The organism is Stenotrophomonas sp. YJH_SMC_122 (assembly GCF_059369535.1).
The window spans coordinates 741,386-756,187 of record NZ_JCAFST010000001.1; the positions used below are offsets into that span (position 1 = coordinate 741,386).

At 65.7% G+C, this 14,802-nt stretch carries 14 protein-coding genes and 1 other RNA gene; 7 read left to right on the plus strand and 8 right to left on the minus strand.

Translation table 11 applies throughout. The features are described from left to right. Positions 1–2: 2 nt before the first annotated feature. Both AC5P66_RS03530 and AC5P66_RS03535 read left to right on the plus strand, forming a co-directional pair. Positions 3–740 (plus strand): SDR family oxidoreductase, encoded by a 738-nt coding sequence (locus AC5P66_RS03530; RefSeq protein WP_049414415.1) that lies wholly within the window; start codon positions 3–5, stop codon positions 738–740. Continuing rightward, positions 734–2,155: an efflux transporter outer membrane subunit gene (locus tag AC5P66_RS03535; protein WP_049414414.1), complete on the plus strand. Its 1,422-nt coding sequence runs from the start codon at positions 734–736 to the stop codon at positions 2,153–2,155. Before AC5P66_RS03530 ends, AC5P66_RS03535 begins: the two co-directional genes overlap by 7 nt. A gap of 42 nt (positions 2,156–2,197) precedes the next feature. Here the strand turns inward: AC5P66_RS03535 and AC5P66_RS03540 are convergent, their stop codons facing one another. Continuing rightward, positions 2,198–2,575 (minus strand): VOC family protein, encoded by a 378-nt coding sequence (locus tag AC5P66_RS03540; protein ID WP_049414413.1) that lies wholly within the window; start codon positions 2,573–2,575, stop codon positions 2,198–2,200. 142 nt (positions 2,576–2,717) lie between these two features. Between AC5P66_RS03540 and AC5P66_RS03545 the strand changes: the two genes are divergently transcribed. Further along, on the plus strand, positions 2,718–2,981 hold the full coding sequence (locus AC5P66_RS03545; RefSeq protein WP_049414598.1) for a hypothetical protein: 264 nt from the start codon (positions 2,718–2,720) through the stop codon (positions 2,979–2,981). A gap of 19 nt (positions 2,982–3,000) precedes the next feature. Here AC5P66_RS03545 and AC5P66_RS03550 read toward each other — a convergent pair whose 3' ends face one another. After that, on the minus strand, positions 3,001–3,858 hold the full coding sequence (locus tag AC5P66_RS03550; RefSeq protein WP_111097083.1) for an endonuclease/exonuclease/phosphatase family protein: 858 nt from the start codon (positions 3,856–3,858) through the stop codon (positions 3,001–3,003). A 373-nt stretch (positions 3,859–4,231) separates the two neighbouring features. On the opposite strand from AC5P66_RS03550, the gene AC5P66_RS03555 reads away from it, so the two are divergent. Then, the gene (locus AC5P66_RS03555; RefSeq protein ID WP_241898805.1) at positions 4,232–5,488 is read left to right on the plus strand and encodes a cytochrome P450; all 1,257 of its coding nucleotides are present in this window, start codon (positions 4,232–4,234) and stop codon (positions 5,486–5,488) included. Positions 5,489–5,507: 19 nt separating this feature from the next. Here AC5P66_RS03555 and AC5P66_RS03560 read toward each other — a convergent pair whose 3' ends face one another. Beyond that, on the minus strand, positions 5,508–6,212 hold the full coding sequence (locus tag AC5P66_RS03560; protein ID WP_049439510.1) for a PA1136 family autoinducer-binding transcriptional regulator: 705 nt from the start codon (positions 6,210–6,212) through the stop codon (positions 5,508–5,510). A gap of 4 nt (positions 6,213–6,216) precedes the next feature. Beyond that, a complete protein-coding gene (gene hchA / locus AC5P66_RS03565; RefSeq protein WP_099494592.1) occupies positions 6,217–7,089 on the minus strand; it encodes a glyoxalase III HchA in 873 nt (290 codons plus the stop codon). 379 nt (positions 7,090–7,468) lie between these two features. On the opposite strand from hchA, the gene AC5P66_RS03570 reads away from it, so the two are divergent. After that, positions 7,469–8,692: a cytochrome P450 gene (locus tag AC5P66_RS03570; protein ID WP_065426567.1), complete on the plus strand. Its 1,224-nt coding sequence runs from the start codon at positions 7,469–7,471 to the stop codon at positions 8,690–8,692. A gap of 17 nt (positions 8,693–8,709) precedes the next feature. Here AC5P66_RS03570 and AC5P66_RS03575 read toward each other — a convergent pair whose 3' ends face one another. After that, positions 8,710–10,731 carry an esterase/lipase family protein gene (locus AC5P66_RS03575; RefSeq protein ID WP_049414605.1) on the minus strand — a complete coding sequence of 674 codons (2,022 nt, stop codon included), beginning with the start codon at positions 10,729–10,731 and terminating at the stop codon, positions 8,710–8,712. Between the two features lie 145 nt (positions 10,732–10,876). On the opposite strand from AC5P66_RS03575, the gene AC5P66_RS03580 reads away from it, so the two are divergent. Then, positions 10,877–11,338: a methyltransferase family protein gene (locus tag AC5P66_RS03580; protein ID WP_099494593.1), complete on the plus strand. Its 462-nt coding sequence runs from the start codon at positions 10,877–10,879 to the stop codon at positions 11,336–11,338. A gap of 14 nt (positions 11,339–11,352) precedes the next feature. On the opposite strand, the gene AC5P66_RS03585 is transcribed toward AC5P66_RS03580, so the two are convergent. From AC5P66_RS03585 to ssrA, 3 genes are all read right to left on the minus strand, one after another. Then, complete coding sequence (locus tag AC5P66_RS03585; RefSeq protein ID WP_099494594.1) at positions 11,353–11,835, minus strand: hypothetical protein; 483 nt, start codon at positions 11,833–11,835, stop codon at positions 11,353–11,355. An 81-nt stretch (positions 11,836–11,916) separates the two neighbouring features. Continuing rightward, complete coding sequence (locus AC5P66_RS03590) at positions 11,917–13,407, minus strand: hypothetical protein (protein ID WP_143566459.1); 1,491 nt, start codon at positions 13,405–13,407, stop codon at positions 11,917–11,919. Between the two features lie 61 nt (positions 13,408–13,468). Next, positions 13,469–13,822, minus strand: a transfer-messenger RNA (tmRNA) gene (ssrA, locus tag AC5P66_RS03595). Between the two features lie 220 nt (positions 13,823–14,042). Between ssrA and AC5P66_RS03600 the strand changes: the two genes are divergently transcribed. Further along, the gene (locus AC5P66_RS03600; RefSeq protein ID WP_049439503.1) at positions 14,043–14,615 is read left to right on the plus strand and encodes a hypothetical protein; all 573 of its coding nucleotides are present in this window, start codon (positions 14,043–14,045) and stop codon (positions 14,613–14,615) included. Positions 14,616–14,802 lie beyond the last annotated feature (187 nt).

Genomic DNA, 14,802 nt, shown 5'->3' on the forward strand with positions numbered 1-14,802 from the left:
CCATGAATACCCATCAGAACAAGATCGCGCTGGTCACTGGCGCTACCCGTGGCATCGGCCTGGAAACCGTGCGCCAGCTGGCAGAGGCCGGCGTGCACACGCTGCTGGCCGGTCGCAAGCGCGAAACGGCGGTGGAGCTGGCCCTGAAGCTGCAGACTGAAGGCCTGCCGGTCGAAGCCCTGCAGCTGGACGTGACCGACGCGGCCAGCATCGCCGAAGCGGTCGAGCAGGTGCGCCAGCGCCATGGCCGCCTCGACATCCTGGTCAACAACGCCGGCATCATGATCGAGAACCCGGCGCAGGCACCGTCGGAGCAGTCGCTCGATACCTGGAAGCGCACCTTCGACACCAACGTGTATGCGCTGGTCGCAGTCACCCAGGCCTTCCTGCCGCTGATCAGGCAGGCCAAGTCCGGGCGCATCGTCAACGTGTCGAGCATGCTCGGTTCGCAGACCCTGCATGCCGACCCGACCTCGGGCATCTACGACTTCAAGATCCCGGCCTACAACGCGTCCAAGGCCGCAGTGAACAGCTGGACCCTGAGCCTGGCGTACGAACTGCGCAATACCCCGATCAAGGTCAACACCGTGCATCCGGGTTACGTGAAGACCGACATGAACGGCGGCAACGGCGAGATCGAAATCAGCGAAGGCGCGCGTTCCAGCGTGGAAATGGCGCTGATCGGTGAAACCGGTGCCAGCGGCAGCTTCACCTACCTGGGCGAGGTGCTGCCATGGTGATCCGCACGTTGGCGATGGCCGTCTCCAGCCTGGTGCTGGCGGGCTGTGTCAGCGTCGGCCCGAACTACAAGGCCCCGGTGCAGGAACCGGTGGTCCTGCAGGGTGCACAGCAGCCGGTGTTCAGTACCGCTTCGCCGGTCGCCAGCTGGTGGGCGCAGTTCGATGATCCGGTGCTGGAACAGCTGGTGCACGGCGCACTGTCGGACAACCTGGACCTTCGCGTGGCCGTGGCCCGCGTCAGCCAGGCCCGCGCGGTGTTCGTGGAAAGCCGCTTCGACCAGGCTCCGCACGTCACCGCTGGCGGCAGCTACGACCGCCGCAAGCAACCCGATCCGCAGCTGGATGGGCAGCGGGTGTTCAGTGAAAGCTACCAGCTCGGCTTCGACGCCGGCTGGGAGCTGGATCTGTTCGGCCGCAAGCGCCGTGCCGCCGAAGCCGCGCGCGCGGACCTAGGTGCCGAGCAGGCCAACCTGGCCGATGCGCAGGTCCTGGTCGCCGCCGAAGTGGCACGCAACTACTTCGAGCTGCGCGGTACGCAGAAGCGCATCGCGGTGGCCCAGCACACGCTGGAAAACCTGCGCGATACGCAGAAGCTGACCGAGGCACGCTGGGAGCTGGGCGCCGGCAGCGAGCTGGATGTGCAGAGCAGCCGTGCCCGCCTGAAGGCGATCGAGGCCGACATCCCGTTGCTGGAAGTGGCCGAGGCGCAGTCGCGCAACCGGCTGGCCGTGCTGCTCGGCCAGCGCCCGGAAGTGCTGACCGACATGCTCGCGCCGCACGACGTGCCGGCCTTCGCCAAGGCACTGCCGCTGGGCGATACCCGCGAACTGCTGCGCCAGCGCGCCGACGTGCGCGTGGCCGAGCGTCGCCTGGCGGCTGCGACCGCACGCGTGGGCGTGGCCACTGCGGACCTGTTCCCGCGGTTGTCGCTGTCCGGCTTCGTCGGGTTCCTCGGCGGCGATGCCAGTGGCCTGGTCAATGGCAACAACAAGGCCTGGTCGCTGACCCCGTCGCTGAGCTGGGCAGCATTCGACTTCGGTACCGTGCGTGCACGCCTGCGTGCCAGCAAGGCTGAAGCCGAAGGCGTGGCCGCGCAGTATGAGCAGGCGGTACTGCTGGCCCTGGAAGACACCGAGAACGCGCTGACCCGCTATTCCAAGCAGCAGGCACGATTGGCGATCGTGGTCGAGCAGGCGCAGGCGGCACGGCGTGCCGAATCGCTGGCGCAGATCCGCTATCGCGAGGGCTCGGAAGACTTCCTGACCCTGCTGGATGCGCAGCGCACGCAGCTGGCGGCCGATGATGCGTTGGCGGCGGCCGAGTCCGAGGTCAACGTCAGCGTGGTGGGCGTGTACAAGGCGCTGGGCGGCTGGGGGCAATCACCGCAGCAACCGAGCGTGGCGCAGGTGCAGTGAATCCGGGGGGACGGAGGCAGTGGCTTCCGTCCCCTTCTGCTTTCAGGGCCACTGATTGGCCGGCACCTCACGCTCGCGCATGCGCACGATGCAGAAGCGATGGCCGCTGGGCGCTTCCATCACCCACCAGCGTTTGACGAAGCCGATGCGACGGGCGCCGAGTTTTTCCAGGCGGTCGGCCTCGGCATCGATGTCGTCGCTCTCGATGTCCAGATGCACCCGTGACGGGTGATCGACCCGCTGGACTTCAACGTCCAGGCCCGCCGGTGCGCCCAGCAGGTCGGCATACTCGGCGCCCCCTTCGGCACGCGCCGCCTGTGCCTGCAGGCCGAGCGCGGCGGCCCAGAAACGGGCGCCTTCGTCGGCGGGAAGGTCCTGGCAGTCGATGATGAATCCAGCCAGCCGGCTCTGGTGTGCCATGTGCTGCTCCGCAGTTCGAAGGGTACGCGGCAGGGTAGCGCGCTGCATTCCGTGTACGTCTTCACCTTCGTGACGTTTCTGACTCTGCCGGATTGCGAGCCCGCCGTGTAACTAGTGGGTCAGGCACTCGGGAGGACAGGCGATGGCGGACGGAAGGCGGGATACTCAACGGATGTTGTTCGGTGATCCGGGTCCACCGGGTGCGGGGCTGTCAGTGGCAGTCGTCGTGCTGCTGGTGTTGGCGACGATGGCCGCAGCGGTCGGTTTCCTGCGCCTGCAGGATTCGATGCTGGGACTGGGCCTGATCGGCGTGGCGGTGTTCCTGGCGATAGGGGCCCGCATCTGCCAGGCGCGCGATCAGCATCAGGCCCTGTATCGCCTGCTGTCGCGGCAGCCGCCGCTGTAGCTGCGGCTGCCGTGCAGGGTCAGTGCTTCGGCCAGTCCAGCTCGACCACCAGCGGGAAATGATCCGATGGCAGCACGCCATCGATGCGGCGGTCATCGGTCAGGAAGCTGCGCGCGTGGAAACCGCGCACCAGCACCCAGTCCAGCTGCGCGGTGGCCTTGCCAGTGAAATCGTGGAAGGTCAGTCGCGGGCCCTGCGGGGTCTTCACCTGGGTACGGGTGTCGTGCAGTACGCGGGTGAATGCCTCGTAGGTGTTGCCGCCGGGTTCGCTGTTGAAGTCACCGGTCAGCACCACCGGCAGGTCGGCCGGCAGCTTGGCCACGCGCCTCCCGATCAGCTCGGCACCCTTCACCCGTCGTGGTTCGTCCTCGTCGCGGTAGGGCAGGTGGGTGTTCATGAAGTAGAAGCGGCGGCCGTCGCCGATGCGGCGGAACAGCGCCCAGGTGACCATGCGTGGATACAGGTTGCCCCAGGTGATGCTGCCGGGTACATCGGGCGTATCAGACAGCCAGAAGTTGCCTGATTCCTCGATCGCCAGCACCTTGCTGTCGTAGAACACGCCCATGTGCTCGTCGCCGCTGCCGCCGCGGCGGCCCTCGCCGAACCAACGGTATCCGGGCAGGTGCTCGGCAAGGTAGTCGGCCTGCTCCTGCACCAGCTCCTGGGTACCGATCACCGCGGGGTGCGCGTCGAGGATGACCTTCACCATCGCATCGCGACGGTCGGGCCAGCGCTTGCCGGCTTCGGTATCGGCCGGGGTGCGCACATTGAACGACATCACCTTCAACGGCGCAGGGGCTGCGGCCCAGGCGCTGGTCAGAGGCAGGACAAGCGCCAACAGCGCAGACAGCGCGGGGCGACGGAAACGCGACAACATCGTGGAATCCCTCCATTCCATGAAAACGGTTTCACGGAGCATCGCACGGATTGCCGGTGGATGGCTGTGCACGCGCTGGCGGCATCTGTCGGGAATGGGCGTATTCAGCCTGGCCTTGACGGCGCATTGACCCGTCAGGCCGGGCCTGCGTGCTAGAACGGCCGTGCCGGCCATTGAACCCGGCATCGCAGCAGCAAACCCACAACGGAACCACAAGGAGCTGTGCCATGACACGATTGATTCGCGCGCTGCAGGTGTCGCTGAACCTGCGTTCGGACAATTCCACCCAGTGCATCCGTTCCAAGTATCGCTACTGGAACATCTTCTGACCGGAAGGACGCCACATAGTCGATGACATCGCCAGGGAAGGTCGATGATCTTCCCTGGCATCGGGGGGCAGGGCATGGATGAGCGTGCAGCGGATGCGGAAGTGGTTTCCATCGACGACCTGCTCGATCGCGTGCGCCGCGAAGGGCCGGTCCTGCGCTTCAACAATGATGTTGTCGGCATCTTTGATCCGGCCCTGGCGGTCAGGGTCGACAAGGCCAACACCGACCGGCACACGGTACCGGATTCGCTGATTGACTATCTTGGCCTGCGCCGTGCCCGCGACCCCGTCGCATGGCGTGAGGTGCGTGGACTGCTGAGCGAACAGGCCGGACGTCTGGCCAGCCCCGGGCACATGCGCGATCTCTACGCGCGCATGCACGGCTTCCTCGCCCAGCGTGCTGATCGTGCGCATGACCTCAGCGAACTGAGCTGGTGGACGATCTCGCAGTCACTGTTGCCGCTGCTGATCGATGGCCTCAGCCGCAACGACGTCGACGCCCTCATCGGCGAGCAGAGGACCCGCTACAACGCCATCGTGCTGCAGAACTTCTCGTTCTGGCGGCGGATCATCGACTTCCACCTTTCCCGCCGCGCGGCGCGCACCGTGTCACGGCACATCCGGCGTCGTGCGCAGCAGAGCGCGCCGCGCGAGGACTTCCTGCAATCGCTGCTGCCGCTGGTAGAACGGGTCGGGGTGGACCGGGTGGCCTATCTGGTGTCGATGGTGCTGGCCGGCATGTCGGGCCTGCCCGGTATCACTGCCGCCAGCCTGCTCTACGCGATGCACCGTTTTCCGCACTGGCATGCGCGCATTCGCGAGGAAACCTCGGCGCTGAGCCTGGAGCAGCTGTATGCACTGCCGATCAAGTCCCTGCCGTGCACGTCGCGTTTCGTCAAGGAAACTCTGCGGCTTTGGCCGGGACTGTTCGCCCTGCATCGTCCCGCCTCGCACGATATCGACATCGAGGGTGTCTGCATCCGCAAGGGTGGAGCATACGAGCTGTCGTCCTACTTCCAGCATCATTCGCCGGAGTACTGGCAGAACCCGGACAGCTTCGATCCGGATCGCTGGTTGCCCGAGCGCCGCCAGGCCAACAAGGGCGCCTATGTCCCGTTCGGATTCTCATCGCGTGCCTGCATCGGCAGCGCGGTCGGCCATGCCCAGCTGCTGCTGTTCTGCGCGCTGGTGACCCGCGATTTCGAGTTGTCGGTGCAGGAGGTGCCAGCACCCTGGATGCAGCTGGAGGGCTTTGCCATCCCGGTCGACTTCATCGGTACGTTGACGCCGCGGCGCGCATGACGGTGGCCACATGCGTGGCTCAGTCGTCAATCTCGCCTCGGCGGCCGGCCGCGCGCACCGCCTGCGCGGTGGTGGCCACGCCCAGCCGTTGCCGCGCTCGACGCAGGTGGTTCTCCACCGTGCGCGCAGACAGCCCCAGTGTGGCCGCGATGTCCGCCTGGCGCCGCCCGGCCGCGACCCAGCGCAGCACTTCACGTTCGCGCGCGCTCAAGGTGCCCGCGGGAGCCTCCGCCCGCGCTTCGGCCAGACGCCGCGCCGCACGGAAGGCGGAGGTGCCGACCATGTCCAGCAGCACGCGCGCGCTGGCGGACGCATCAATCGAGGTGCCGGCGAAGCTGACCGCGCCTTCCAGACCGGTCGGGCCGAACACTGGAACCTGCAGCCCATGCAGGCCATCGCCGCGCGGCTGCTTCACCACCACATAGCGTTCGCCGCGCACGCCCTGGCGCTTGCTCCAGAAGAACGGAGCAGTGCTGTCCAGTACATGGCGATTGACCGGGCAGGCGTGCAGGTAGCGGGCGAGCCCGGTGGCGCTGCCGTCGTCGTACCAGTCACCTTCGATCCAGTACACGCGCTGTGCGCCGCGTTCCAGGCCGGTTGCAGTGGCGAACACCAGCAGGCGGTCGTAGCCCAGTGGTGAGGCGGCGCGGCGCAGCACGCCGCCCACCGCGGCCAGTGAGCGCGCCTGTTCCAGTTCCAGCAACGCGGGCACCAGCGTGGGCACAGGCTCAGCGCCCGGCCAACGCGTCGAGCAGCGTACGCGCGGCCAGCTTGCCCAGCGCGTTGCCAGCCAGCGGACTGTCGCCGGTCAGCAGCAGCCGATCCTGCAGCACGCTGCCATCGATGCCCTCATTGACGATCTGCACGCCCTGCTGGGCCAGACGCTCACCGAAGAACCAGCGCAGCTGCCCCGGCATGTAGCCGATCTCCGGTGTCTGCCGGTCCATTGCGTCGGGGAAGGCACAGATGCGGTAGCCACGGAACAGCGAGTCACCCTCGGCTTCGTCGACGCCCGCCGCCAGCAGCGCCGCCGGGCCATGGCAGAGCGTGATGATGTGGCGCTGCCCGGCCATGGCCCACTGCAGCGTGGCCTTCACCGCCGCGCTCTCCGGCAGGCCGATCAGTGCGCCGTGGCCACCGGGAATGAAGATGGCGGCATAGTCTGAATCGGCTCCCAGGCCGGCCACCACCTCATCCAGCTGCAACGGCTGGCGGAAGCGTGCCTGGTAGCGTTCGTACAGGGCGCCGATCTCGCGGTCCTCGTGCGGGAAGGCCCACCATTCGAATTTGACGGCGTTGCCGGACAGCGTCGCCACGTCGATGTCGAAGCCGGCCTTGTCCAGGTGGTACATCGGCAGCAGGGTTTCCACCGGATGGTTCCCGGTGGAGAACAGGTGGCCATTGGCGGTCGGCAGATAGCGCTCGTCGGCGGCGATCATCAGCACCTTCCAGCGGCCATCGCGGCGTGCATCCGGATAGTCGGCGCCGGACAGGTCGCTCTTGGGCGAGGTGAACTGCGACAGCGAATACGGCGACGGGAAGAAGGCATCGCGCTCGGCCGGATCGGGGCTGGGCTGGCGGCTGGGCTCTTGCGTGTTCATGCAGACCTCCGTTGGGGGAAAGTGAGCCCAGCATAGGAGGCTGCGTGCGCAGGCGCGATGAGGGATTCCCCTCAATCGGACGCAACCCGGATGCTGCAGCGCGCCACCCGGCCGGTTGGACAGCGGGATTATGTCGTGTTATCTAGCCGGTGCCGGGATAATCCCGGCATAACCACACAGCAAGCAAAGGAATGAAAATGAAAAGATTCGCCCGAGCATTGCGCGTCACTCTGAATATTCATCCGAACGAAAAGAGCAGCGTGTGGGATACCTGGCCTCTGTGGGTCGAATTCTGATCCTGCGGGCCAAACCCGCGATTGAGCGGTAGCAAGACGAAGGGACTCGTCTTTCGAGTCCCTTCCTGCCGGAGACGCACTGCATGCAAGGGATGTCGAATGAAGGCAGCGCCATTGCTGCCGAGCGCCTGGCTGCGCGCGTGGAGCGCGAGGGGCCGGTGCTGAAACTGGAAACCGGCGGTATCGGGGTTTTCTGCCCGGAACTGGCCGGCAAGGTCGACAAGGAGAATTCCGAGCACCTGTTCGTGGTCGAGTCGCTGGCCGACCTGTTCCGCCGACACGAACGCGTGCGCTGGACCGAAGTGCGCAGCCTGATTGCCACGCGCAGTGCTGACCTCACCAGTGCACAGACTCTGGAGGCGTTGCAGTCGCGCATGCGGCAGGCATTGGACGCACTGTGCGGGCGCGAGCTGGATGCCACGCCAGCCGTGTGGAAGGTGATGGCGCATCCGCTGGTGCCACTGGTGATCGACGGGCTCGATGCCCGCGGCACCGCAGCCATCGAACGCGCCCTGCATCTGCGCTACACCACCCAGGTCGAGCAGGTCATCCATCGCCGCCACCTGCTGCGCAATTTCCTCATCGGCCGTGGCGAATCACGGGCGATCGCCGCCGAACTCAAGCGCCGGGTCCGCAGCGGGCGTTCGGCGCTGGACTACGCGCAGTCATTGCTGAGCCTGCGAGAGCGCATCGGCCTGGACAAGGTCATCTACCTGGTCACCGTGCAGCTGATCGCCATTTCCGGCGTGCCCGGCATGATGGCTGCCTGCCTGCTGTTGGCGATGCAGATGCATCCACACTGGCGCCAGCGCATCGAGGAGGAATTCGCGCCGCTCTCGGATGCGGAGATCCATGCGCTGCCGATGGCCAGGATTCCCTGCACGATGCGCTTCCTGAAGGAAGTGATGCGGCTGTACTCCACGCCCTTCAACAACCGTCGGGTGGCCGCCTGCGATCTGCAGGTGGAAGGGCAGGCCATCGCCGAAGGCACAGTGTTCGAGTTGAGTTCGTTCATCCAGCATCGCTCGGCGAAGTACTGGGATGACCCGCTGCAGTTCGATCCCGATCGCTGGCTGCCCGAACGGCGCAAGCGTACCGCCGGCATCTATGTGCCCTATGGCTTCCCCACGCGTTCCTGCGTGGGATCGGCGGTCGGCAACGCACAGCTGGTATTGCTGTGCGCGCTGCTGGCACGCGAGTTCCGCTTCACCCCCAGCGCCGACTATCGGCCCGAGGTGCGCATGGAGGGCTTTGCGATTCCGGCGGCGCTGCATGGCACGTTCTCGCGGCGTACGGCCGGTGCCTGATCTGTCGGGACGGCGGCCTACTTTCCCGTTCGCCCGTGTTCCTGCATGTCCTCATGCAGGATCCGCCGCAGCTCGACGATGGCCGGCGTAGCTTCCTGCACGCTGTGTCCGGACACGATCACCTTCTCCGAATCCGCGTGCGGCAGGTGCGAGCTCCAGTAGGGCACCAGCCCGTCGTCGGTCTTTTCCAGCGGCCCATCGGCCTTGGCGCGGGCGATGATCGAGTGGTAGTGCACCTTCGGCGACATCGGCAGGTCGGCCACCGCGCGGACGAAGGGATCGTCCTTGTCCAGGTTCTGGATGCTGTTCATCTGGTAGCCGTGCTTGCCGTCATTGCGGTCGATCTGGCCGTCGTTGGCGATGGTGGCGACGTCTTCCAGCACGGTCAGTGGCAACCGCACCAGCCGGCCGATCCAACGGCCGAGACGGGTGCCCGCCACGTCGGTACCGCGATGCGGCGTGGCGATGAACACCACGCGGGACACTTCCGGTTCCGGCAGGAAGGTCAGCACCGGTGCGCCTTTGGTGCGCAGCAGTTCGCGCTGGGCGGGCGTCATCTGCGCGGTGGCCAGCAGGGTGTCGACCAGGTGGTCGCCGGAGGAGGAGATCATCAACCGTGCGATCACCCCGCCCATGCTGTGCCCCACCAGCACCATGTCATGCGAGGCCTGCGCCTTGCCGCTGGGGTCGAAGTGCTTGAACACTTCAGCCAGCGTGTGGCGCATCGCATCGTGGCTCATCGCGATAGGCATGTTGGTCGGGTAATAGAACTGCCAGACCTGGAACTCCTGGCGGATCTCGTCGTCGCGCAGCAGTTCGTTGGCCACGTTGACCCAGGCTTCCGGACTGCTGGCCAGGCCATGGATCATCAGCAGCACGCGGCGGTTCGGGTCGTAGGGCTGCATCATGTACAGATGCGGCGTGTCGATGCCGCCCTTGCCACCGAACAGCGTGCGCAACGACTGTCGGCTGAAGTTGGAGCGGGCCAGCCACAGCGCATAGCCGGCAGTGAAGTTGGCCGCCAGTGGCACCTGCTGGCCGTGCAGGGTCACTTCCGCAACCTGGTAGGGATCGTGGATCTCCAGCTCCGGCTCGTCATCGTGCAGCACCTCCCACAGGTTTTTTCCCGAGAAGCGCAGCAGCACCGTCATCGATGGCGAGGGCATCTCGCTCCAGCTCTGCGTGGCGGGACGGCTTGCCTGCGTTGCCTGCGCCGCTGCCGGAGGCGTGGTGGCCGTGCTGCCGGCCGGGTCATCCATCACTGCCACCAGTTCGGCACCGAAGCCATCGCGGCGATGCACGCTTCGCAGCGTACCGGTGAACGACAGCGAGGCGGCGGGCACCAGCTCGCTGGGGGTACGCTGGTCCAGCGCCGATGCTTCGTCTGAAGGGGCCAGCACGAAGGTCCAGCGGCCCAGCTGGAAATGGCTGGCCTGGCCGTGCACGCGCCCGGTGGCATAGGCGTTGTAAAGCTGCACCGAGGCTTCCTGCACAGCCAGGTTGTAGTAATCGCGCACCTGGGTCTGGCGGTCTTCGAAGCCGCGCTGGTTCGCCGTGCGCTCGGTGAAGAACAGATAGGCATAGGCCTGGCGCGCGACCTGCATCCACGCATCGAGGCGTGGCTGGAAGTCGGCATCCAGCTCGGTGATTGCGGTCTTGGCGCGGCCGGATGCCGAGTACTCGCGTTTTGGCGCCGGCAGGGTCATCGCATACTGCAGCCACAGCTCGGCCAGGCTGGAGCGCTTGTCTTCCTCACGCACCACGATGCTGCTTTCCATCGCCTCGATGCAGGGCAGGCCGGGCTTGGCACAGACGCCCTCGTCGAGCCCGGCCACGCGCAGGGTCTCGATGGTCGCCGCGCTGAGCTTGCCGGAGGTCAGGATGTCACCGCGCTTGAGCGCGATGTACTGGCCGGGCGTGACCGAGGCAACCTGCACCGACGGCCCGAACTGGCGCAGCGTCGCGCAGCCGCCCAGGGCGAGCAGCACGGTGATGATGAGGGTCGTGCGGCCGATCAAGCCCAAGCCCGTGGTAGCCATGCGATCCTCCTTCGCGGTGGCGCCACTCTAGCGGCCGGCCTGTCAAAGCGGAATAGACCGGACGGTAGGTTTGGGCCAGGCCGCCTTGGGCGATTCAGCCATTCCCGTGTGACACTGCGGCGAATGGAGTTATGCAGGGACTGCGATGACGTGGCTTGAGACCCGGATCCCGCCGCCGCTGGTGATGCTGCTGTGCGCGGGGATCGGCTGGCTTGGGAGCCGACTGTGGCCGGAGGCGGTGTTGCCCCTGCCGATGCGGGCGCTGATGTCAGGCGGGGTGATGGCGATCGGTGTGGCGCTGAACCTGCTGCCGAAGCTTGCGTTCCAGCGGGCGCGCACCACGGTCAATCCGCTGCGCCCTTCGGCATCAAGCGCGCTGGTCACGCGCGGCATGTACCGTTACACGCGCAATCCGATGTATCTGGGCCAGGCAACGATCCTCACTGGCGCAATGTTGTACCTGCAGAACATGGTCGCGTTGCTGGCTGTGCCGTTGTTCGTGCTCTACATCACCTGGTTGCAGATCATGCCGGAAGAGCGGGCGTTGCTGGCGCGCTTCCCCGAGGTGTATCCGTTGTTCCGCCAACGTGTGCGGCGTTGGCTGTAGCGGGGATCAACCCGCTACCGGGTGATCTGGCACTTCACGGCAGCGGAATAGCCTTCGTAGTCGTCGCCTGCGATCACGTGCAGGGTGTGGCGCTTGTCGGTGGTCTTCACGTATGAAGGTTCCTCCGTGTTGGCGTGTTTGTTGACCGTGTTCACTGACCACGCTGTGGCCAGATGCGTGGCGTCAATGCCGTTCAAGTAGACGAAGAGGCTCTTCTCGCCCTCGGCCACGTTCACATCGGCACTGGTGACGGTACCGCCGAACAGGGCGACCGGCTTGTCCTCCGGCTCGAAGGTGCCACCCGGTTTCCCGGCCAGGCCAGCGGCCTGCAGTGCATCGATGGCGTCGGCCTCGCTGAAGTCCGAGCCGGCCTTGCAGGCCAGCAGGGCTTCCAGCGTGGCGGTGCCGGGGAGCGCGATGGCCGGTGCCGCGGCGTGCGCGGGTTGGGCGGCGGCGAGGGTGACGAGGAACAGGGTGAGGGCGACGGGAGCTTTCATGGCAGATTCTTTAATGTGTCGCGGGATAGCCGGTGGCGGGGCGAACAGATCCCGGCCACCGGCCACATTCGGCGTGATGGGTCAGTCGAACCAGACCAGCGGCATGTCGGCATTGAGCGACATGTGGCGGAAATCTCCTAGTACCTGGGCCACGGCCTGCACGGTGTGGCAGCCCGTTCCCAGCGCGGACGATCCCGCGCTCAGGTAGCTGGCGGAGATGGTACGGGTGCTGACCGAGTCCGGCTTGGAGCCCAACTGCTGGGTGCCGAGGCTGCCCACCTGCTGGCCATCGATCTTCAGGAACAGGAACACGCTTCCGCCACCGTCGTTCGGGTCACCCTGCACGCGGGACTTTGTCGAGAAAAGCACCACGCCGTTGTGCCCCTGCGGAATGCAGACCTGGCCCTCGCCAATGACCACCTGCGAGCCCGCTGACGGACAGCCCGGCGCGAAGCCATTGGTCCCGACGCAGACATAGGCGAAGCGGCGGTAGGGGCCTGCGGCGGCGTAGTTGAATCCAGGGTTCAACCCCTTTCCGACCACGCCAAAGCCGTTGGACAGCGTCACCAGTCGGGAGTTGGCGCCGAACTTGTACTTTACGTTGTTGGTGTTGGCGTCCTGCGGCTGGTAGTACGGCGATTCGGACGCGACGAAGCTGACAGTGCTGTAAGCCGGCGGATTGACGAACAGGCCTTGCGAATAGAAGGGAGCCTGCGTTTCTGCGCCACTGAAGATGTCATTGATCGACCAGGTCATCGATTCGATGCCGGGCTCCTGCTCGTTCAGGAAAATTCCCATCATGCCATCGCCGTAGTTGCCCCATGCGAACGCGCGGCCGGAAGCCATGGCCACGATGGGGCCACCGGGATTGCCGGCCTGGGCAGTCATCAGCAGCTTGCGGTCCTTGGCCTGCAACGCCATTCCTTCAGGGCTGCCGACGGTATTGAAGTCCAGCTGCGCGGTGTCACTCGGAAGGCTGCTGTTGGTTACCGAGCCTGCAGATGTGATGAGCACGGAAAGGTTGCTGGCGGAGCCGAAATTGACGGCCGAACCGATGGCCTGTCCGGCCAGGTTGACCGTATGGTGTCCGGCGGGCAGGTACTTGGCACCGATGACATTGAAGGAGTGCTGTTGGGCCGATGTCGACTGCCGCCAGTCGATGTAGCTGTCGTTGGAGACCACCTCACCGTTGATGGTGATGTAGGCGTTGGCGGCAGAGCGGCCGCCAGGGAAGTACCGTCCATCCGACTGCACGTATACCCATCCAGGGGCGTTCAGATCGATGGTGCTCGAAAGCAGGGTTGCCGTGCCGGGTTGTACGCGCTGGTCAGCGGTCAGCTGCAGATAGCGGGAGCCTGGCGTGGCAGCGGAAGCCTGCCCCAGTGCCAACGCCACGGCCAAGCCCACAAACAGTGTGATGCGCTTCATCTGATGTCCTTTCAGGTTTCGGGTCACGTCGTGTGACGCAGGGACTCTACTGGATCCGGATCTCAGCTTCTGTGACTGGCTCCCCATGCGGGTGGCATCGGGGAATGTCGGTACAGCAGAGGAGGCGCCATCCTCGGAAAACAAAAAAGCCGGAACTCCATTGACGGGAGATCCGGCTTCTTGCGGCCTCGACAGGCCATACAGATGGTGGAGGTGGGCGGAATTGAACCGCCGTCCGAAGGCACTCCATCCCCAGCACTACATGCTTAGCTCACCGTTGGATCTCGTCCCCGAACAGCACGGTGCGCGAAGCGCATCCGGGAACCAGCCTGTTGTGTTCTAGTGCCGGACTGACAGGCAGCCGTCCAGCGCGATTCCATGATAGTGACTCTACACCGCGAGCATGGACACAAGCGGTTTCGAGGCTTAGGCCTTAAGCGGCCAGAGCGTAGTTGTCGTCGTTGGCAACTAGAGTTTTGCAGCTGGATTTACGAGGAAAGCTACCCCCTCGGCATGCGCCAGGCGACTTCACAACCCCCGTCGAAACCAATGCACCCCCGGTTTCTTCAAGTTCTGCAAGGTACAAGGCCTGTTTCGTGTCGCCACGCTCAGTGCCTGCCCAACGCTGGCAATGCTACGCCAAAACAGCTGAACAGTCACCTTGGCAATCCGCAACAAGTTGTAGAGCCTCCGTCATAGCGGATTGGTAACGTCCCTGGCACGAATTTGCGACACACTGGCGGCGACCATCCGGGCCAGGACAAACACGGAGACTGTGGGTGACCGATGCAAGCCAACAACGCAGCCTGCGACAGCTGGTCGGGCCCGTCGGGGCCGACTACCAGCGGCGGGCCTTGCCCCCCGGTTGGGTCTGGGCCGTGCTGGGCGTGCTGCTTGCGGCCACCGCGCTGACCGAACTGCCGGCCACAGCGGCCGCAGCACTGGTCGCCAGTGCGGTGGTGGTGCATTGGTCGCAGCGCGGTCGCATCCATTGGCTGGGCTGGCGTCTGCCGGGCATGGCGGTGTTGGCGGCCCTGCTGTGGGGGCCGGAAGTGCTGTCGCAGTGGTTCGAGCACGGGCTGGCCGTGGTCCTGATGTCGCTGGCCAGCCTCAGCATCGGTGTGCATGTGTGGCAGTCGCGGCAGCTGGCGCGACAGCTGCAGGGCGCTGCCGATTCGCTGGATGACGCCCAGCTGCTGGCCCTGTTGCCGGCCGATGCGGCCCAGATGGCACAGCAGTGGCGCGCGGGTGATGACCGGCATGCCCCGGAACTGGCAGTCGTAATGCACCTGGCCGTGATGCACGCGGCGCTGGCACCGCGCATGCGCGGGCAGGGCGTGTTGGCAGGGTGACCCGCCTTGTCTGGCGTCGAGCCATGCTCGACTGCTTGTGTGCCGAAGCCGAGCATGGCTTGTATGTTCCTCCCGGCTCCTACGCGGTATGTAGGAGCCAGGGTGGAGGGACCGTCAACATGATATCTGCGGATAGCAGCCGACAGACGAGCCGAGCGATCCCCATCCCGCACCTTAACGTCGATAA